Here is a 20716-nt window from a genome sequence, read left to right as displayed (position 1 = left end):
AATATGGAACTTTATTTTAATGTTTACGTCTAAGATATATAAGTTAAAAATAAATGACATTATTGCCATTTACTAAACTTGATTAATTATGATAGTTAAGAAAGGGGAATGAGTAATGAAGAAAAAAGTTGTGAGTTTAGTATTGATGGCTGTACTTTTTATAACTTTATTTAATGGTAGTTCCATATATAAAGGAATGGATGTGAACGCAGAGGAATTTAGAAATGGATATGCACTTATACCACAGAAGTTTGATAGTACAGGAATCAATACAAAAACAACATTCTTGTTAAAAGCAGATGATGACAAGTCTTTGGCACTTAATGAAATTAAAGAAGGTTTAAAAATTGAGGGAGATATAGAATACAGTGCAAAAAAAACTGAAGAAGGTTTCATAATAACTCTAGCTAAGGAGTTAGAAAAAAATAGTTTATATACATTTAGCTTCAAAGATATAACTTGGACATTCCAAACAATGTCTGATTTCTCATTACTGGGTGTATTACCACGTAATGAATCCGTTAATGTTCCAACTAATACAGGAATAGAGTTTTATTTTAGTCATGAGAATGCTGATGTAAAAGATTTTTTTGAAATCAGCCCAAAAGTAAATGGAAAATTTGAGACTCATGGAAATGTTGTAGTCTTTGCTCCAAAAGGTGGTTTAGAGCCTAAAACTCTTTACACTGTGACACTGAAAAAAGGACTAAAACTTAATGAATCAGAACAAGTATTAAAAGAGGATTATGTTTTCGGTTTTGAAACAGCTCCTAAGAAGAATAATGAATACAAAGAGCCAGATGGTTATTTTAATTTCAAGAATATAATAAATGAATTTTCAACTTCAGAAAAACCAATAATTCCAATGGATTATTATATTTATAATGAAAAATTAGCGAAAACGCCAATATCAGTTAATGTTTACTCTTACAAATCCATGGATGATTTTGCTGAGGCTATAAGCAAATATAATAAAATACCAAGATGGTCTTATTTTGGACATGAAGATGAAAAGATTGAGACAAAAGGTCTTTCAAAAGTCATGGATTATAAGCAGCCTATAGATATTGAAGACTATAATCAAAAATTTATTAATCTACCTGATAAATTACCAAATGGATATTATATAATAGATTGCAGCTGGGAAGATATTACTTTCCAAACATTCGTACAAGTAACAGACCTTAGTTTTTACTATATGAGTTCTGGTGAAAGAGATATGATTTTGTACAGAGATGCAAATACAACAGGGAACTCCAATAATCCTTCTATAGATAGTAGAAATATCTTATGGTTGAATGATTTGAAAACAGGTAAACCAGTTAATAATGGTGTTGTAACATTATATGAAGGAAAAGAAACTTATAAAAGCAATGAAAAAGGTATCGTAGAAATTAATAGAAAGAATAATGATAAAACAGAAAATACCATATACAAAATAGAAGCAGGTAACAAAAGTGCAGTATTAGTAGATTTTGCTATGTATGGTAGAGATTCTGCAAGTAAATATTATTGGAAGTACTTCCAAACAGACAGAGGCATGTATAAGCCTGACGATACAGTTGAATTCTGGGGATTTCTACAGAATAGATATGAAGACGAGAAGATAAAAGATATCACTGTAGAAATATCACAAGGAGGATGGTTCTACTGGGATTACTTACCATTCTCTGATGAGATGCCATACGAAAAAACAACTATAGAAACTGATAATGGTTTTTATAATGGCAAAATCAAATTACCTAATCTAGAAGAAGGTAGCTATCAGATATCTGTTAAACAAAAAGATCAGGTTATATCAACAAGTTATATTGATGTTAAGAATTATGTAAAACCAGCATATAAGATTGAGCTTTCAAAAGACAAAGAAGCCATATTCCTTAATGAAGTAGTGAATTTTGATATCAATACATTATTTTTTGAAGGAACACCCGTTTCTAATCTTGATGTTAACTATAATATCAATGGTTTTGAACATAAAAATGGAACAATGACATCTGATAAAAAAGGAAATGTTAGTGTTTCTTACACTCCCAAATATGTAGACGGAACTCAAGGTATCAAAAGGATTAGAATAAATGCTTACGCACAGCTTCCAGAATCTGGTGAAATCTATGGAAGTGAAGATGTAAGGGTATTCATAAATGATATCAATGTAGATATTGACAGCCATATAGAAGGAAAAAAAGGTACTCTAGCTGTTCAAGTAAATAAATACGATTTGACTAGACTGAATAATGATACTGCCAAAGATTATAATGATTATTTAGGTGAAGCTAAAGAAGGTCAAAAGATAACAGGAACAGTATACAAAAATGAATGGAAGAGAAAAGAAATAGGCGAGTATTATGATTTCATCAATAAAGTTGTAAGAAAGCAATATGAATATTATAAAGAAACCACTAAAGTAAAAGATGTCGTGTTAGTAACAGATAAAGATGGAAAAGCAGAGATTAAGGTAGTCTTACCAGATGTAAGAGATTGCTATTATACTGCAGAACTTAACACAGTTGATTCTCATGGTAGAAAAATGAAATTCAGCCAATACTTTGGAAATTATAGGATGCCGAATCCTCCTAATTCAAGTGAAAATATGGAAGACCGCTATATGTTAAAAACTGATAAAGATTCTTATTACGTTGAAGAAGAAATGAATATCAAGTTTGTCAATAAGGATAAGATATTAGAAAAAGGTAGTTTTCTATATGTAACAGCTCAAAATGGAATAAAGGATTATGAAGTCAATAATTCTCCAGAGTATAAAAAAATATTTGATGAAAGTTCTATACCAAATGTAGAGATTAGGGGAATATACTTTAATGGTAAAACATACGTAGAAGCTGAGAGTTTTTCTCCAAGATTAGATTTTGAAAAAAACAGGATTATATTTACTGCCAAGACAGATAAAGATAACTATAAACCTGGAGATTTGTGTAAAGTCTCATTGAAAGCTATGATATATTCAAAAGAAGAAAATAAAAATATACCTGCAAAAGATGTATATGTAAATGCTAGTCTAGTTGACGAAGCATTATTGAAATTAAATGATAATGAAATAGATACATTAGAAGAATTATACCAATGGGTTCATGGAGGTATTGGCAGCACTTATAGTTCACATAACAACATGAGTAATAACATGAACCATTTTGGATTAAGATTTGGTATGGATACAGAAAAAAGTTGCGATGAAGCTGTTAGCGAATCTCCAATGATGATGAATACTAAATCTGATTCAGCTGATGTTTATGTAAGATCAGTATTTAAAGATACCGCATTGTTCAGGACAATTAAATTGGATGAAAACGGTGAGGGAACATTCACATTTAGATTACCTGATAATGTAACTTCATGGCGTATGACATTTGCAGGCATTTCCAAAACATTAAAGGCTGGGTCTAATAAAGAAGAACTTATAGTATCATTACCATATTTCATAAACACAAGTCTTAACAAGACATATTTAGTAGGGGATAAACCATATATAGGGGTTAGTGTATATGGAAAAGAATTAAAAGAAGGAGAAAATGTTAAATATCAAGTAACAGCAGAAGGAACGGATTATGAAGTAACAGCTACTGGAAAAACCTTTGAAAGAGTCAATATTCCTCTATGGGAGATGAAGGAAGAAGGAACCTATGATATAGTAGTAAAGGCAATTTCAGAATCAGGCAATACTGATGGTATCAAACAGACAATAAATGTAGTAAAGACATACCATGAGATGAAAGTAGCAGATTACTATGATTTAGTTAAGGGTATGAAAATCAAGACTAACGATAGAGGTATTACTAATTTAACAATGGTTGATAAAGGAAGAGGTAAATTCGTACCTGAGCTTTATTCCCTTATGTACAATGGTGGTAAGAGGATAGATCAAAAATATTTGTCTTACATGGCAAGCAAAATGATTACTGATACATTCGATATGAAAGATATTTTAAAAGATGAGGTTAAAATATCTGATTATCAAGTAAGTGATGGTGGGTTCGCAATACTTCCATATGCTGAAAGCGATATAGAAACAACTGTTAAGTTATTACCTATAATAAAAGATGATATAAACACAGAAAAAGTTAAAAAGTATTTATACAACGAATTAGGTAACGATAAAAGCAGAAACAAGGCAGTAGCCCTTTATGGATTAGCAATTTTAGGAGACCCAGTATTATTAGATATTCAGAAGATAGAGAAAATATCTAATCTTAATCTAAAAGATTATCTATATCTATCACTTGCATATAGTGAACTTGGTGACAGCTATAAAGCAACTAACATATATGATAATAAGATAGCAGAGTATGAAGAAGAGTATAAAACAGTAAAAAGAATAAATTATGGAAAATCAGAAGATAAATACTTAGAGTATACAGCTCTTATGATGATGTTGGCTTCTAAGTTAGATATGGATGACAAAGATTTATATTATGAATATGTGACTACAACTTATTCAAAAGAAATACTAGTGAACAGTGAGAAATTAACTTATATAATAGGTGAGATAGACAAAGTAAGTACCAAAAAACCAAAAATAACTTATACTTATCAAGGAATAGCTTATGAAAAAGTAATTAAAGATGGTTGGCCTATAACCATTGATATACCTTCTGCTAATCTTAATCAGTTCAAGGTTAATAGTGTAGAGGGAGATGTGGCATTAATAGCAGTTTACAATAAAGCATTAATTAATAATAGTAAACAAGATGATAATTTAACAGTTAAGAGAGAATATTATAATTATGCTACAGGCAAAAAGACTAATACATTCAATCAATCTGATATAGTTAAAGTAGTCATAGATGTGGATATTGATAAAAATGCTATTGATAAGTATTATACTGTTACTGATTATGCACCATCAGGTCTTGTACCTATTGAATATTCAGGGAATTTTGGTCTTCGTCATGATGGGTGGTACTATTATAAAGATGTTGAAGGTCAAAAAGTAACAATGCATATTAGTAAGAATTATGAATATGATGAGGAATTATACTATTATGCTAGAGTTGTTACACCAGGAACTTATAAAGCAGATGGAACTATTGTTTCTGGTAATAAGGTAAAAGAAAGTATTAAGATATCAGATACTAATGAAATAGCAATAACTAAGTAGACTATATTATTAGGCAACCACCGTAAGGTGGTTGTTTTATGTTAAATTTAACTCTCCTATTATAAGTTTCAACAAAAAAGGGAATTATCTATATAATGGTAAAACCAATGAGTGGTTTACCAAAATGTAAAATAGGAGAGATTTATATTGGAAAAAAATTTACATGTTGGTTTTGATATAGGTTCTACAACAATTAAAATTGTAGTACTAAATCAACAAAAAAAAATAATATTCAGTAAATATAAGAGACACTATTCAGATATAAAAGAAAATGTCAAAGAGCTGATTAAAGAGGTATACAATAAATATAATGACAGTGATATAACAATTAATGTCAGTGGTTCAGCAGGACTTGGGATATCTGAAAAATTAGGTATACCTTTTATTCAAGAAGTAATATCATGTAGTCTGGCTATAGAAAATCTAGCGCCTAAGACAGATGTAGCTATTGAACTTGGTGGAGAAGATGCTAAGATAATTTATTTCACTAATGGTGTTGAACAAAGGATGAATGGTACTTGTGCTGGAGGTACAGGTGCATTTATAGATCAGATGGCTTCGTTATTGAAAACTGATCCAATGGGACTTAATGAATTGGCAAAGAGCTACAATAATATATATCCTATTGCGGCAAGATGCGGTGTATTTGCCAAAAGCGATATACAACCATTACTTAATGAAGGGGCAGCAAAAGAGGATATAGCTGTATCCATTTTTCAAAGTATTGTGACACAAACAATAAGTAACCTAGCATGTGGCAGACCTATAAAAGGTAATGTGGCTTTTCTAGGAGGTCCCCTTTATTTTTTGTCTGAACTTAGAAAAAGATTCATTGAAACCCTAAAGCTAAAAGAAGACCAAGTCATATTTCCTCTTGATTCCCATTATTTTATTGCTATAGGGGCGGCAATTAATTCAATGAAACATGATTCCATAACAACAAAGGAATTATTTGATAGATTAGAGGAGTTAGACAAAAGCACAGATTATGGGGTCAAAAGATTAAGAGCGTTATTTAGGGATACCAATGAATTAAATGAATTTAGAAAAAGACATACAAGAGATAGCGTACCTAGAAAGGATTTATCTGATTACATAGGAAAATGCTATCTAGGAATAGATGCTGGGTCAACGACTACAAAAATAATTCTGATGGGAGACAATCATGAGATACTTTATAGCTATTATAACAGTAATGAGGGACGACCATTAAAGATTGTAATAGATGTTCTAAAGGACATATATAATAAACTGCCTAATGGTGCTAAGATTGTTAAAACAGCTGTTACAGGATATGGAGAAGGATTAATAAAAAGTGCGTTAAAAATAGATATAGGGGAAATTGAGACAGTTGCACATTATAAGGCAGCAGAAGGATTTTTGCCAGGAGTGGAATTTATATTAGATATTGGCGGACAAGATATGAAGTGCTTGAAGGTGAAAAATGGAGTGATAGAGAATATCATGCTTAATGAAGCATGTAGTTCAGGTTGCGGTTCTTTTCTTGAAACTTTCGCTGAATCTCTTAATCTAACAATAGAAGAATTCAGCCAAAAAGCTCTTTTTGCAGAAGAACCAGTTGACTTAGGTTCAAGATGTACAGTTTTCATGAATTCTAGAGTAAAACAAGCCCAAAAAGAAGGTGCTACAATAGGTGATATATCAGCAGGATTATCCTATTCATTAATTAACAATGCATTACAAAAAGTTATCAAGATAAAGAATCCAGAGGAAATGGGAGAGAAGATAATAGTTCAAGGCGGTACTTTTTACAATGATGCTGTTCTTAGAAGTTTTGAATTAATATCAGGTAGACAGGTAGTAAGACCAGAAATAGCTGGAATGATGGGTGCGTATGGATGTGCATTAATTGCAAAAGAAAGATATACCAAGGGGGAAGTAACAAGCTTATTGACAAAAGATAAGCTAAATAGTTTCAACAGAAAGATACATCATCGTAGATGTGGTTTATGTGCTAATAACTGCTTGCTGACAATTAATGAATTCGAAGATGATAGAAGTTTTGTAAGTGGCAATCGTTGTGAAAGAGGAAGTGGTGCTAGTTACATTGAAGAGAACTTGCCCAATCTATATCAATACAAATTACAACGATTATTCAGTTATAAGCCTATTAGTAAGGACAAAGCAAAAGCAGTAATAGGAATTCCTAGAGTCATGAATATATACCAAAATTATCCCCTTTGGTTTACATTCTTTACAGAATTAGGTTTCAGAGTGCTTATTTCTCCAAGAAGTAATAAGAAAATCTATGAAAAAGGAATGGAAACAATACCATCTGAATCAGCTTGTTATCCAGCAAAGATTACTCATGGACATATTATGAGTCTAATAGAAAAACAAGTAGATATGATATTCTATCCATGTATATTCTATGAGAAAAAAGAATTTGCTTCAAGTGATAATAATCTAAACTGTGCACTGGTAATCTCTTACCCAGAGGTTATAAAAAACAATATGAAAATACTTGAAGAGAAAAATATCAAATTCCTAGATCCATTTTTGACTTTGGATAATAAAAATGCACTGGCTAAGGTACTACATGAGACTTTTAAAGATTATGGTGTGGATAAGAAAGAAGTAGATAGAGCACTAAAAATTGCTTGGGATGAAAATGAAGCTTTCAAAGAGGATATCAGGAAAAAGGGAGAAGAGACCTTAGAATACCTAAAAGAAACTGGTAAAAAAGGAATAGTTCTATGTGGAAGACCATATCATATAGACCCTGAGATAAATCATGGAATACCAGAGTTAATCAACAATCTAGGTATGGCAGTACTAACAGAAGATTCAGTTGCTCATCTAGGTAAAATAAATAATCCATTAAGAGTGGTTGACCAATGGACATACCATTCAAGGACCTATAGAGCTGCTAGTTTTGTAACAACAACAGATTATCTTGAAATAGTTCAACTAAACTCATTTGGTTGTGGATTAGACGCTATAGCAACAGATATGGTAGCAGAGATATTAGAAAATAATAATAAGCTGTATACATTGATAAAAATAGATGAAGTCAATAATCTAGGAGCAGCAAGAATAAGACTTAGATCATTGAAAGCGGCAATGGATGAAAGACAAAAAAATAGAATTACATCTATTCATGTTAAAGATTTTTATAAAAAGAGGATATTTACACAAGAAATGAAAAAAACTCATACTATTCTTGCTCCGCAGTTATCTCCTATACATTTTGAATTACTGGAGGAAGCTATAAACAGTTGCGGTTACAACCTTAAAATACTTCCACATGTCAATGAAAAAGTATTAAAAGAGGGGCTTAAATACGTTAACAATGATACATGTTATCCTTCTATCTTAATAGTGGGGCAGATATTATGTGCATTAAAGTATGGTAACTATGATAGAAACAATACGTCAGTAATAATATCTCAGACTGGAGGAGTATGTAGAGCTACTAATTATATAGCCATCATCAGAAAAGCATTACAAGATGCTGGATTTTCTGATATTCCCGTTTTATCATTAAATGCAGTGGGATATGAAAAAAACCCAGGATTCAAATTGAATTTAACTATGATAAATAGAATGATAATGTCAATATTGTACGGAGACTTGTTCATGCAATTAATATACAGGACAAGACCTTATGAAAAGATAAAAGGTTCAACAAAAAGGTTGCATGACAAATGGAAGAAGATATGTATAGATAATATAACTAATGATAGTAAGCTTAGACCAGATATCATAAGGGGTATCGTAGATGATTTTGACAAAATACCTCTATATGATGTTAGAATACCCAAAATAGGCTTGACAGGAGAAATATTTGTTAAATTCAATCCATTCTCTAACAATCAAATAGTGAAAATGATTGAAAAAGAGGGTGGAGAAGCAGTTGTTCCTGACTTAATAGATTTCTTCTTATATAGTGTATATAATTCGAAGTTTAAAAGCAGGTATCTAGGTAAGAGTAAAGTAAAAGCTTTGGCATGTGATATTGCTATTAAATATGTGGAAGCATTTAGAAGACATCAGAGAGAAGCACTTAAAAATAGTAATAGATTTCAGAATTCAAGGACTATCGGACAACTAGCTAGAGGAGCAGAGAATATTCTTTCTCTAGGTAATCATGCTGGAGAAGGCTGGTTTTTAACAGCTGAGATGGTTGAGTTACTTGAGAGCGGTGTGAAAAATATTATATGTATGCAGCCTTTTGCTTGTCTGCCTAACCATGTAACAGGAAAGGGAATGCTAAGAGCTCTAAAAGAAAGATACCCAGAGGCTAACTTATTAACAGTAGATTATGATCCTGGAGCTAGTGAAGTGAATCAACTTAATCGAATAAAATTAATGTTTGCAGTAGCATTTAAGGATTTGGAGAATACAGAAAAAATAGTAGGTAAGAAAAAAATTAAATAAAATAAAAAGGGGCGGTATTATATCCAAAAGCCCCTTTTATTGCTGTATTACACTAATTTTATATTATTTTATTCGGTAATATCTATTGGTTTCCTAAGTTTTTTAGTAATATAAATGAAAATAGCAAATTCAACTATTATTACACCATAACATACTAGTAGATTCTTTGTGAATCCATATACTATAAAAGCTACAAAGGATATTAGACCAGCTATTAATGCATATGGTAATTGGGACGTAAAGTGAGAATCCAGTTTTGCTTGAGCTCCTGTAGCAGAGAGTACGGTTGTATCACTTATTGGTGAGCAGTGATCTCCAAGTATAGCACCACTTAATACGGCAGCCATAGCTGGTAATATCATTGAAGGGTCAGTTGCAGCTAATATCTTACCAACAATTGGTAATAATAGTCCAAAAGTTCCCCAACTAGTTCCAGTCATAAAAGCAATAAAACTTCCAATTATAAACATAATAGGTATCAATAGGCTAGGATTCATTTGAGAGGTTTCAATCCAATCAGCCAAATATTGACCAGTATTAAGTTTATCTATAACCTCCACTAGTGTCCAAGCAGTAATTAAGATTATTGATGCAGGAAGCATAGAACTAATACCTGCCTTAGTAGCACAAAAAAGATTCTTTACTGAAACTTCACCAGTGGATATAGCAAATATAGTTGCTATAATTGTAGTGATTACAGAACCACGAAAGAGTGGAAGAGTAATATCTACAGATAACATTTGACTAATGTCCCATTTTGCTTCATATAACATACCACCTAAGATTAAGATGATTAGTGATAAGATAGTGATGATTAATGCCCACTTAGAACCTTTGTTAGTAACTGCTTGTACATGAGAAATATCTTCAGATGATTTGGAACAGCTGATATCATTTCCTTCTTCAGCTTTTTTTTCATAGGTTTTCATTTTACCAATGTTAATATTGAATTTTATAACAATAAATACCATTATAAGAGCTACAATAGCGTAAAACTGCATAGGAATCATTTGCCAATAAGCACCAGTTCCTGTGTTTGCAGTATAACCTACTTTTTTAAAAACACCTGTTAATGTACCGATTATATAAGCTCCCCATGTAGATATTGGTAATAATATGACTACTGGAGCACTTGTTGAATCAATAATATATGAGAGTTTGGCACGACTGATACTATAACGGTCTGTGATAGGCTTTGAGATTTCACCGATAACTAGAGCGTTGAAGTAATCATCAATAAAGATAACAATTCCTAGAATCCATGCAACAATTTGCGCTGCTTTCTTACTTTTAATTTTTGAAACTGCAAAATCAGCAAATGATTTTGTGGAATTAGTAATTGATAATAGAGTTGTGATAATTCCTAGTAACAATAAAAAACCTACTATTGGCATGTGCCAAGAAAAATCTGTTATTATTTCCCAAACTGTTGTACCTATGTAAGATATTGTATCTAACACATTGAAGCCATGTGCAATTAAAGAACCTATGATTATTCCAACACATAGTGACATGATAACTTTTTTGGTTAGGATAACTAATACAATCATTATAATTGCTGGTACTAAACTTAATAAAAGCTCCATAATTTCCCTCCTACTGTTTTTTTAAAAACTTTTGATTAATAATTGGCTAAGTTTATAACATTAAAAAAGACAATAGGTACACTATTGTCTGAAAGTATCTTATTCAAATAATAGCGCCTTCACTACAATGGGTAGTGAGAGTGATAAGTCTATTAAACTTAACTCCAACATTAATTCTTGGCTGAAAATAATGCTTCGGCAGATCATCCTTTCATCATACTTTATTGCTTGCCAAGCTAGGTTATGATTACTAATAATCTCTGCGCCTCTATTATGCTTATTCTATTGTCAGTATTGAATTATACAGGAGGATGATGTATAATGTCAAGTTGAATTTAATTATTATTTAACCTTCTAGGTATTTTACTTTCTTTGTTAAATATTTCAATGAGTTCTTTTACAGCTACATCTATGTCACTAGAATCTATTTCATAATCAAAAGTACCATAATATTTTTTCCATTTCTTATACATAGGGTCATAGTAATTATCAAGGAGTAGACCTACAAAGTCATGAAGATTACCATTTTCAATATATTCATTCATCAAGTTGTAATCATGATTGGACATATACGATTTTATTGTGGCAAGTGAATTCTTTATAAAAGATAAGTTCTCTTCAAAAGTACCATTAGTTTCCATGTAATCATCTAACAATCTCTGTATTCTAATATTCTTATCAAGATTGACAAGTACGTGGATACCTGTTTTGATATGATTGATAGCATATGTTGGAACGACTCTTTTACCTATTTTTGAGCTTTCTGCTTCAACAAAAACAAGTGAATCGTTAAAAGATATAGTTTTATTATAGACATAAGATTCAAATGCTTTTTGTGGAGGCTGTTTACCTAAACCTACACCACCAAATACTGAACCACGATGGTTAGCCAATCCTTCAAGGTCAAGTACAGGCATGTCAACTTTTTCTAGAGCTTTTAACAACAAAGTCTTACTACAACCAGTGTAGCCATGTAAAACAATATATGGAGATGGAAGGCTTAATCTTCTTTCAAAGTATTTTAATATATAAGTTCTATATGCCTTGTATCCTCCTTCTAGTTGATATGCAGGGAGATGCATCAAAGATATAACTGTAGCGATAGATTTACTTCTAAGTCCACCTCTCCAACAGAATATAACGATTTTACTATACCCTTTTGCTGCTTTTTTAATCTTAGCATAGATATCTGGTAGCTTATGGGAAGCTATTTCAAAACCTTCTTCTTTTGCAGTTATTTTATTAACATTTTTATAAGTATGTCCAAGATAGGCTCGTTCTTCATTATTGAAGATAGGTACATTGACAGCTCCTGGTATTGTTCCTTCCTCAAATTCCTTAGTAGTTCTGACATCTATAAAAATAACTCTATCCATATGAAGACATTTATCAATAGATATGGTTTCCATTATAATTTCCTCTTTTCGAAGTATTTCTTGTTAAATTAATACATATTATTATTTAGCGTTGCTTAGTAAGCAGGGTTATACTATAATGATGGTATCAAAATGAATTTGTTTATTTGTTTAATCTATAATTACTTTTATACTATAGTATACAGTATTAGTAATCTATAATTCAATAATTATTTTTAAATTTAAACTTACAGGAGGCATACAATGGATATTTACAGAAAATCACTTAAGATGCATGAAGAGAATAAGGGGAAGATTGAAATTGTTTCAAAAGTTAAAGTATCTAACAAGGATGAATTAAGCCTTGCATATTCACCAGGTGTTGCAGAGCCTTGTAGGAAAATAGCTGAAGATGAAAATAATATATTCAAATATACATCAAAAGGTAATATGGTTGCCGTTATTACAGATGGTTCAGCAGTTCTTGGATTAGGGAATATTGGACCAAAGGCTGCATTGCCTGTTATGGAAGGTAAGTCTATACTATTTAAGAAATTCGGCAATGTTGATTCATTTCCATTATGTTTAGATACACAAGATACTGAAGAAATCATTAATATATGTAAGAATTTGACTCCTTCACTTGGAGGTATTAATCTAGAAGATATATCTGCTCCAAGATGTGTTGAAATAGAGAGAAGATTAATAGAAGAATTACATATCCCAGTATTCCATGATGACCAACATGGTACTGCAATCATTGTGACTGCTGCTTTACTTAATGCTTGTAAATTGACAGGAAAGAATTCAAAAGAGTTAAAAGTTGTTGTTAGCGGAGCAGGAGCTGCCGGTAGCTCTATCGTTCGTATGATTTATAATTATGGAGTAGGAGACATAATATCTGTTGATATAGATGGAATTATCAATTCCAAACGTGAAAATTTTGATTTCTTGCAAAAAGAAATCCTTGAAATAACTAATAAGGATGACATTGAAGGTGATTTATCAGTAGCTATGAAAAACGCAGATGTATTTATTGGTGTTTCAGCTAGTAATATAGTATCTAGGGAAATGATTAAATCCATGAATGATAATCCTTTCGTATTTGCAATGGCTAATCCAGTACCTGAGATCATGCCAGAAGAGGCAAAAAAAGCAGGAGCAAGAATAATAGGTACTGGTAGGAGTGATTATCCTAATCAAATAAATAATGTTCTAGCCTTCCCAGGTATCTTTAGAGGAGCTTTAGATGTGGGAGCAAAAAAAATAAATGAAGAGATGAAGTTAGCAGCAGCTTATGCTATTGCTTCCGTAATTGACGAAAAAGAACTACGTGAAGATTATATTGTTCCATCACCCTTTGATGAACGTGTAGTACAAGCCGTAGCAGAAGCAGTCGCAAAAAAAGCTGTTGAAACTGGTGTAGTAAGGGAAAAATAAATTATTGATAATTTTATGTTTCTTCATAATGTGAAATAATACAAAAAAGTGAGTTGCGTGTATTCGTAATTCGCTTTTTGTTATCATATAAGTCAGAAAAAGTGTTTTTTTCTGACTTGGTTTCTGCAAAATAGTATATGTATATGATACGTAAGCTACTTGCTCGTCTGTGTTGCATAATCAGTATTACATATCAATGGGAAAAAATCACATGAATTAAATATTGACAAAATTACTCTATAGACATATAATATAAGTAAATAACTATATAAGAATATTATTATATAGTTAAGGAGGTAACTAATGAAAATTGATACAATGGAAGTTAATATATTAAAAGCAATGGCACATCCAGTAAGGCTAGAAATAGTAAAAAAGCTATTTGATGGAGAAAGATGTGTATGTGAATTATGTGACGATAATACCTATTCACAAGCTAACATGTCGCAACATCTAAAACTTCTGAAAGATGCAGATATAGTGACTACCAGAAAAGATGGTAATAAAGTTATATATAACATCAAACATGATGAAGTTAAAGATATAATTATGTTAGTGAATAAATTAGTAAGGACAGAAATTAATAAATTACTTGATAGTGAGGTATAGATATGTTTAATTGGTTAGATTATTTAGCACAAGCTTTTGTTACCAAAGTTATAGGATTATCTATGGAAAGCAAATGGGGAAGCAGTATACATTTTTTCATATATGATATAATCAAGATTATCATTTTATTGAGTATCATGATTTTTCTCATTTCATATATACGTAGCTATTTCCCACCAGAAAAGACAAAAAGGATTCTTTCAAAATTCAGTGGTATAAAAGGTAATATAATGGCATCGCTATTAGGTATCGTTACTCCTTTTTGTTCTTGCTCATCTGTACCTATTTTTATAGGATTTGTTGAAGCAGGAGTACCATTGGGGCTAACATTCTCATTTCTGATTACTTCACCAATAGTTAATGAAGCCGCATTTATTATATTGCTAGGCTTATTTGGATGGAAGTTGGCTGTTGTTTATGTAATTACAGGAGTTATTGTTGGTGTTCTAGGTGGACTTATTATTGGAAAAATGAAGATGGAAAAACAAGTTGAAGAATATGTCTATAATACAAAAGTAGCTCAGATTGATCCAAAAGATTTGACTATAAATGAAAGAATATCTTTTGCTACACAAAATGTAAAAGATATAGTTAAAAGAATCTGGCTATTCTTAATAATTGGTATTGGAATTGGAGCAGTAATACATGGATGGGTTCCAGAAGACTTTCTTGCAAGTTATGCAGGTGAAAATAATCCATTTGCTGTACTTATCGCTGTTGTGTGTGGAATTCCACTCTATTCAAATGCTATGGGTACAATACCTATAGCTCAGGCACTTATAGGCAAGGGAGTTGGTATAGGTACAGCACTTTCATTTATGATGGCTGTAACAGCTCTATCTGCACCTGAATTGGTTCTTCTTAGAAAAGTCATAAAACCTAGATTGATAGTTTGGTTTGTCATTGTAACTGGAATAGGTATATTAATGACAGGTTATTTATTTAATTATATTGGGCATTTATTGATGTAATATAAATAACTCAACTTTTTCACCTTTAATTTAATACAGGTAAATTAAGGCTTTTCCGCAAAGCCTTTTAAGTAGCTTATCTGCATAGAATATTGAAGTAGGAAAGTGAATAAATTATTAATTATTAATTAAAATGGAGGTAATACTAATGGTTATTAAAATTTTAGGAAGCGGTTGTAAAAACTGTCAAAATCTATACAAGAATACTTTGGAAGCACTAGAAATATTAGGTATAGAAGCCCAGGTATTGAAGGTTGAAGATATTAATGAAATCATGTCTTATGGTGTTATGAAGACACCAGCATTAGTTGTTGATGATGAAGTAAAGATTATGGGACGTGTAGCTAAATCTAAAGAATTGACAAAATTGATTAAAAATTAGTTAAATTGATTTTTTATCCATTTAATATAATAGGAATAATGCATTAAAAATGTCATAAAAAGAAGTTAACAATTTCCTAATAAGTAGAAAACTTGATAAAACCTAGAAAATAGTGTATAATGTAAACAAATAAAAAAATAGAAGTAAAAAATATTAGTATTTGGTATGCAAGGTATATAATGTTTTAGAGCAGTATATATTCAAACATGTCAAAAAAATGGTTTAATTTTATTGGACATATTTCTACCGTTTTTTTAAAGAAAGAAAGTATTTTTGAAAATATTAGATTTGAACTGGGGTTTGTTTTGGGTCTATTTACTAGGCAAGAAACTATGCTACTATTATAGTGGCATAATGTGAATATATATATTATATGAAACATAAGCACTCTAACTCTTATCCTTTTAAGAGTTAGGTGCTTTTTTTAATACTGCGCTTGATTTCTTAAAAGCGTATATGTGACTATGTCACTTTATATAAAGAATAGAAATGGAGGATTATATGGAAAAAAAAGATTTAAGCAAACAATTATATTCGAGAAACTTTAAAAAATGGGGATTTGATATGAACTTGTTCGTATCAATAGTATCAGCAATATTGGTATTAGGATTCATTATATTTACCATTACTAAGCCAACATTATCTGCAAAGACTTTTACTGGTATTAATGATAGTTTGAATAAAAATTTCAATTGGTTATATGTATTGACTATTAACCTTTCATTCATATTTTTATTGGTGGTTGGGATTTCAAAACTTGGAAGAATAAGATTAGGCGGATTTAATGCAAAGCCAGAGTATAGTAATTTTTCATGGTATGCTATGTTATTTAGCGCAGGTATAGGTATTGGTATATTCTTCTATGGTGTAGCAGAACCTATCTATCATTTAGATATTCCACAAGAGCTTAATTCAGGTTCAACATATGATAATTTTAAGATGATGTTTATGCACTGGGGAGCACATGCATGGGCACTCTACGGATTAGTAGCAGTAGGTCTAGGTTACTTCGCTTATAATAAGAAACTTCCGTTCTCATTTAGAAGTTTATTCTATCCATTGATTAAAGATAAGATTTTTGGTATATGGGGAGATATAATTGATACTTTTGCAGTATTGGCAGTATTATTTGGTCTAGCAACCTCATTAGGCTTAGGTGCAAATCAAATTAATTCAGGAATGAATTATGTTTTTGGCATACCTATCAATTCAACTGTACAAATAATTCTAATTGTTGTTATAACATTTATTGCCACATTATCTGTAGTTAGTGGTATATCAAAAGGGATTAAATTATTAAGTCAAGCTAATACAATAATAAGTGGTGTTTTATTAGTAGCTATACTATTAATAGGACCAACCGTTTATATATTATCAACATATATGTCAAGTTTAGGTTTGTATATAAAAGAGTTTTTTCATGTTGGATTTTTTACAGCAACTACATCAGATGGTATTGCATGGCAAGGTTCTTGGACAGTATTTTATTGGGCTTGGTGGATATCATGGACACCATTCGTAGGGACTTTCATAGCACGTATATCTAAGGGAAGAACTATAAGAGAAATAGCTATTGGAACTGTTGCATTACCAACGATTATTATTACAATTGCAATGACTATTCTAGGAGCTTCAGGAGTGTATACAAATAATTTATATGATGGAGTTATCAAAAAAGCAATTGATAGCAACATTGCAACAGCTATGTTTGAGATGTTCAAATATCTTATAGAATCACCTGCACTTCAGATGATATTTTCTTTTGTAGCTATTATAGCTATTGTTTTATTCTTTGTTACAAGTAGTGATTCAGGTTCATTGGTTGTTGATAATTTGACTAGTGGAGGGAAGCAGGACTCACCTAAAACACAAAGGGTATTTTGGGCATTAATGGAAGGACTTATTGCATTATCAGTTCTATTATTAGGTGGAGAAGATGCTCTTAAGACTATACAATCAGCAGTAGTAATCACAGGATTGCCATTTGCAATACTTTTAATAATAATGATGTATTCTCTTTCAAAAGAACTTAAAAAGAGTTACAAGAAACATGAATATAATACAATCCTTAAGCTTAAAAGAAAAATGGACAAACTAGATGATGATGTTGATTATAAATAATTACTAATTTTAAAGCTAGTAAAGTATTCTTAGTGCTAAGAATTTTTACTAGCTATTAGTAGGAAGGTACTTGGTTAATTTTATTATCAATTATTAGAAATTATTTACGTAAAGTTATTTTTTGATAAATAATTCAGTAAACATATATCCGTACTTGCTTCCTTTTTGAATACCAACTCCAACATGTGTAACTTCAGGATTAAGAATATTTTTTCTATGCCCTGGTGAATTCATTAATGCTTCATGTGCTTCTTGAACTGAATTATTACCTGCAATATTTTCTGCTGCACTTAGGTATTGAATACCAAAGTTCTTTAACATATCAAAAGGATTACCATAAGTAGGTGAGTTATGACTGAAATAATTGTTATCAATCATATCCTTTGATTTTATCCTTGCGATTTCTGATAGTTGATTATCAGCTTTTAAGGCTTTTAGACCATTTTGTTTTCTGGATTCATTTATCAAATTGATAAGTTGTTGCTCTTCATTAGAAATATTCTTATTGGTTGTTGTGTTTTCATCTTCTGCATTATCATTAGCTACAGTATTATCATAATTACCTCTAGTATCTTCAGGTATTGCTTCACGGTTGTTAACTCCTGTTCTAGTTTGTGGGGAATACATTTGATTTGTTCCTCTAGGTGTTTGATTTCTAGGAGTTTTTTCAGTGGTAGTACCTGGGGTAGGTACTTTGCTAGCAACTGGGGTTTGACCAACGTTACCTTTGTTGATAGCATTATTAGGTAATATAGGAGTACATTGTTGTTGAGGTACAAAACCTATTTGGTTATTTGGTAGTTTCACACAAAACCAATCTTCGTTTACTTTGCTAATTACATTAAGATTAGCATCTTTATTAGCGGTTTGTAATACTTTTGAAGTAGGATCACATCCCTGTGTTACATTACAATTATTAGCTGTTATCTTAACTGCTTTTACATCTCCAGTTTCATTAACCGAAGATTCTACACCTTTGACAGGTTCTTCATTAGTTGCACAAGATGTAAGAATCACAGTTGTGAACAATGTTAAAACTAATAGTGATTTTATTCTTTTCATATTATCCTCCTTATCTAAAATTATCTTTTTATAAATGACTATTTTTTTAGTACTTATTATTCCATTATTTATTATTAGAAATGACAGATTTTTTATTAAAATAAAAACAAGAAAATAAGTATTATTTTACCTATTTATAATAAAAATAGCCTATAATTTGTAAGAGTTTCAATATAATTACTGACTTTACATTTATTTACAAAATATTATTTTCTTCATCATGAACAATTTTAAATAAATGTTGACAGCTCTAGACTATTGTAGTAGTATAAAATTGTAAACTATTATAATAGTCTGGAGTGGTTTTGTGGAACTAATTAAGTTATATGACTCAGAATTAAGGTTAATGGAACTTATCTGGCAGCAGCAGGAAAGTATAACAGCTAAGCAATTAAGTCTTATTGCAACTGAAGATATAGGGTGGAATAAGAATACGACCTATACTATTTTGAAGAAGCTGATAGGAAAAGGAGCCATAGAGCGTATAGAACCAAACTTTGTATGTAAGCCTCTTATAACAAGAGAGAGAGTTCAGATTGATGAGACTAGAAAGCTAATAGACAAATTATACGATGGTTCTATAAGGGCTTTCTTTACTTCATTTATTAAGAAAGAAAATTTGTCCAAAGAAGAGATAGAACAGCTCAAAGATATTATTAATAAAGAGTTATAAAGGGTGAATACTATGATAAACAATATATTTTACTACATTTTGAATATGAGTATAATAGCAGCTATCATAGTAGTTATACTTCTATTAATTAGAGCTGTTTTCGGGAAGTGGTTGCAAAAACCATTGATATATGCACTATGGGGTATTGTTTTGTTTCGTTTACTGATTCCAATATCCATATCAAGCGAATACAGCCTAATAAATTTGGTGAATCCTGATTTTGCAAAGGCTGTTGTTGTTTCTGATACCAATAATGGTGTAACAGATATAACTTATAGTACAACTAATGTGATGCAGCTTGCAGAAGAATATAATCCTATAGAATATAAGACTAATAAGATAGAAACAATCTTTAATATATTTGGTCTTGTATGGTTGATTGGAGCTGTTTTATTTGTCTTAGTAGCTATTATAATCTACAGAATAACCATGAAACGTCTTAATGAGGCTATAAAATTAGAATATGATACCAGAATCTTAGAAAAATGCATGAAACGATTAAATGTAAATAGTGAAATAGGGGTCTATGAATCAGGTTTTATAAATACTCCAATTGTAAGTGGAATATTAAAAACTAAAATTATCATACCAAAGAACATAAAATCAGATTTCTTAGAATATATATTGATTCATGAGTTATCCCATATAAAAAGAAAAGATAATATATGGAAGTTATTGACTATATTAGCAGTATGTATTCATTGGTTTAATCCATTTGCATGGTTGTTTCTATGGGTTTCAGAACATGATATGGAAAATGCTTGTGACTATAAGGTATTAAAAAATATTCCAGACGATAAAAGAAAGAATTATGCATTAGCATTAGTAGTATTAGCTGATAATCAAAGATTACTATTTCCTGCATTAGGCAACACAGCAGTGAAACAAAGGTTAATCAATATCACAACTTATAAAAGAATATCTACTACTATGTTAATAATTACTTTTATTTTATGTATAATAGTTACAATATTGTTAATAACGAATCCTATTACATAAGGGG

Annotated in this window: 12 protein-coding genes and 1 riboswitch; of the genes, 9 read left to right on the top strand and 3 right to left on the bottom strand. The window is 30.7% G+C overall.

The window, feature by feature from the left end:
* Nucleotides 1-115 precede the first annotated feature (115 nt).
* On the top strand, nt 116-5113 hold the full coding sequence (locus N4A55_RS01835) for an Ig-like domain-containing alpha-2-macroglobulin family protein (protein WP_293753705.1): 4998 nt from the start codon (nt 116-118) through the stop codon (nt 5111-5113).
* Nucleotides 5114-5257: 144 nt separating this feature from the next.
* On the top strand, nt 5258-9514 hold the full coding sequence (locus tag N4A55_RS01830; RefSeq protein WP_334303774.1) for an acyl-CoA dehydratase activase-related protein: 4257 nt from the start codon (nt 5258-5260) through the stop codon (nt 9512-9514).
* A 68-nt stretch (nt 9515-9582) separates the two neighbouring features.
* Here N4A55_RS01830 and N4A55_RS01825 read toward each other — a convergent pair whose 3' ends face one another.
* Both N4A55_RS01825 and mnmH read right to left on the bottom strand, forming a co-directional pair.
* On the bottom strand, nt 9583-11100 hold the full coding sequence (locus tag N4A55_RS01825) for a Na+/H+ antiporter NhaC family protein (protein WP_293753701.1): 1518 nt from the start codon (nt 11098-11100) through the stop codon (nt 9583-9585).
* 103 nt (nt 11101-11203) lie between these two features.
* Nucleotides 11204-11379, bottom strand: a riboswitch (Lysine riboswitch).
* A gap of 56 nt (nt 11380-11435) precedes the next feature.
* The gene (gene mnmH, locus N4A55_RS01820; protein ID WP_293753700.1) at nt 11436-12509 is read right to left on the bottom strand and encodes a tRNA 2-selenouridine(34) synthase MnmH; all 1074 of its coding nucleotides are present in this window, start codon (nt 12507-12509) and stop codon (nt 11436-11438) included.
* 210 nt (nt 12510-12719) lie between these two features.
* On the opposite strand from mnmH, the gene N4A55_RS01815 reads away from it, so the two are divergent.
* The 5 genes from N4A55_RS01815 to N4A55_RS01795 all read left to right on the top strand — a co-directional run bounded on the left by N4A55_RS01815 (nt 12720) and on the right by N4A55_RS01795 (nt 17978).
* On the top strand, nt 12720-13895 hold the full coding sequence (locus N4A55_RS01815; protein WP_293753699.1) for an NAD(P)-dependent malic enzyme: 1176 nt from the start codon (nt 12720-12722) through the stop codon (nt 13893-13895).
* 303 nt (nt 13896-14198) lie between these two features.
* Entirely contained in the window at nt 14199-14504 is a 306-nt protein-coding gene (locus tag N4A55_RS01810; RefSeq protein WP_293753698.1) for an ArsR/SmtB family transcription factor, read from the top strand.
* A gap of 2 nt (nt 14505-14506) precedes the next feature.
* Nucleotides 14507-15475: a permease gene (locus tag N4A55_RS01805; RefSeq protein WP_293753697.1), complete on the top strand. Its 969-nt coding sequence runs from the start codon at nt 14507-14509 to the stop codon at nt 15473-15475.
* Between the two features lie 148 nt (nt 15476-15623).
* Nucleotides 15624-15857, top strand: a complete 234-nt coding sequence (locus tag N4A55_RS01800; RefSeq protein WP_293753696.1) for a thioredoxin family protein — start codon at nt 15624-15626, stop codon at nt 15855-15857.
* A gap of 501 nt (nt 15858-16358) precedes the next feature.
* Nucleotides 16359-17978 (top strand): BCCT family transporter, encoded by a 1620-nt coding sequence (locus N4A55_RS01795; RefSeq protein ID WP_293753695.1) that lies wholly within the window; start codon nt 16359-16361, stop codon nt 17976-17978.
* A gap of 114 nt (nt 17979-18092) precedes the next feature.
* Here the strand turns inward: N4A55_RS01795 and N4A55_RS01790 are convergent, their stop codons facing one another.
* Nucleotides 18093-19040 (bottom strand): CAP domain-containing protein, encoded by a 948-nt coding sequence (locus tag N4A55_RS01790; protein WP_293753694.1) that lies wholly within the window; start codon nt 19038-19040, stop codon nt 18093-18095.
* Between the two features lie 307 nt (nt 19041-19347).
* Between N4A55_RS01790 and N4A55_RS01785 the strand changes: the two genes are divergently transcribed.
* Both N4A55_RS01785 and N4A55_RS01780 read left to right on the top strand, forming a co-directional pair.
* Nucleotides 19348-19713 (top strand): BlaI/MecI/CopY family transcriptional regulator, encoded by a 366-nt coding sequence (locus N4A55_RS01785; RefSeq protein WP_293753693.1) that lies wholly within the window; start codon nt 19348-19350, stop codon nt 19711-19713.
* Nucleotides 19714-19725: 12 nt separating this feature from the next.
* Nucleotides 19726-20712 (top strand): M56 family metallopeptidase, encoded by a 987-nt coding sequence (locus tag N4A55_RS01780; RefSeq protein WP_293753692.1) that lies wholly within the window; start codon nt 19726-19728, stop codon nt 20710-20712.
* Nucleotides 20713-20716 lie beyond the last annotated feature (4 nt).

Origin of the sequence: Vallitalea sp., assembly GCF_025211055.1 — a bacterium.
Classification (GTDB): Bacteria; Bacillota; Clostridia; order Lachnospirales; family Vallitaleaceae; genus Vallitalea.
The sequence above is the reverse complement of the archived record's forward strand: the minus strand, read 5'-3'. Positions and strand labels throughout refer to the sequence as shown.

Excerpts from the sequence above, each read along its gene's own strand:
- N4A55_RS01795 (WP_293753695.1), top strand. The coding sequence starts at position 16,359 with ATGGAAAAAAAAGATTTAAGCAAACAATTATATTCGAGAAACTTTAAA.
- N4A55_RS01815 (WP_293753699.1), top strand. The coding sequence starts at position 12,720 with ATGGATATTTACAGAAAATCACTTAAGATGCATGAAGAGAATAAGGGG.
- mnmH (WP_293753700.1), bottom strand. The coding sequence starts at position 12,509 with ATGGAAACCATATCTATTGATAAATGTCTTCATATGGATAGAGTTATT.
- N4A55_RS01810 (WP_293753698.1), top strand. The coding sequence starts at position 14,199 with ATGAAAATTGATACAATGGAAGTTAATATATTAAAAGCAATGGCACAT.
- N4A55_RS01800 (WP_293753696.1), top strand. The coding sequence starts at position 15,624 with ATGGTTATTAAAATTTTAGGAAGCGGTTGTAAAAACTGTCAAAATCTA.
- N4A55_RS01825 (WP_293753701.1), bottom strand. The coding sequence starts at position 11,100 with ATGGAGCTTTTATTAAGTTTAGTACCAGCAATTATAATGATTGTATTA.
- N4A55_RS01835 (WP_293753705.1), top strand. The coding sequence starts at position 116 with ATGAAGAAAAAAGTTGTGAGTTTAGTATTGATGGCTGTACTTTTTATA.
- N4A55_RS01805 (WP_293753697.1), top strand. The coding sequence starts at position 14,507 with ATGTTTAATTGGTTAGATTATTTAGCACAAGCTTTTGTTACCAAAGTT.
- N4A55_RS01790 (WP_293753694.1), bottom strand. The coding sequence starts at position 19,040 with ATGAAAAGAATAAAATCACTATTAGTTTTAACATTGTTCACAACTGTG.
- N4A55_RS01780 (WP_293753692.1), top strand. The coding sequence starts at position 19,726 with ATGATAAACAATATATTTTACTACATTTTGAATATGAGTATAATAGCA.